Source organism: Corallococcus praedator, assembly GCF_003612125.1.
Taxonomy (GTDB): Bacteria; Myxococcota; Myxococcia; order Myxococcales; family Myxococcaceae; genus Corallococcus; species Corallococcus praedator.
Genome location: NZ_RAWI01001226.1, coordinates 1 through 414, shown reverse-complemented (window position 1 = coordinate 414; position 414 = coordinate 1). Strand labels below are relative to the sequence as shown.

The 414-nt window shown below is 60.1% G+C and carries 1 pseudogene; it reads right to left on the bottom strand.

From position 1 onward, the window contains the following. Positions 1–127: 127 nt before the first annotated feature. A pseudogene (locus tag D7Y13_RS43840) lies at positions 128–414 on the bottom strand (hypothetical protein); the annotation flags it as partial.

The following is a 414-nucleotide window of genomic DNA, read 5'->3' as shown; positions in this document are numbered from 1 at the left end:
CGTTTGGGTTCCGCGCAAATGCACGCAAACGTTGAGTTTGGAGGATGGCTCGACGGCCAAAACAAAACGGGCCTCCCGAAGGAGGCCCGCTTCAACAGCCGGAGGACTAAAGACAGTAGCTTAGCGCTTACGCAGCGGTCGTTGCCGACTTCTTGCCGGTGGCAGCGCGCGCTTGAGCCGATGCTTGAGCGGTTGCCTTGCTGGCAGCGTTGGCAGCAGCGTGGAAGTTGCTTTCAGCCAGTTCCACAGCTTGCTTGGTGGCCTTCTGCACCGAGTCGTAAGCGTTGTTGGCGGCCGACAGAGCCGACTTCACCAGGGCAACTGCCGATTCCGAACCGGCCGGAGCGTTCTTCGACACGTTGTCGACCAGCGCTTGCAGCTTGCGGCTGTTTTCAGCGATTTGCGCTTCAGCAG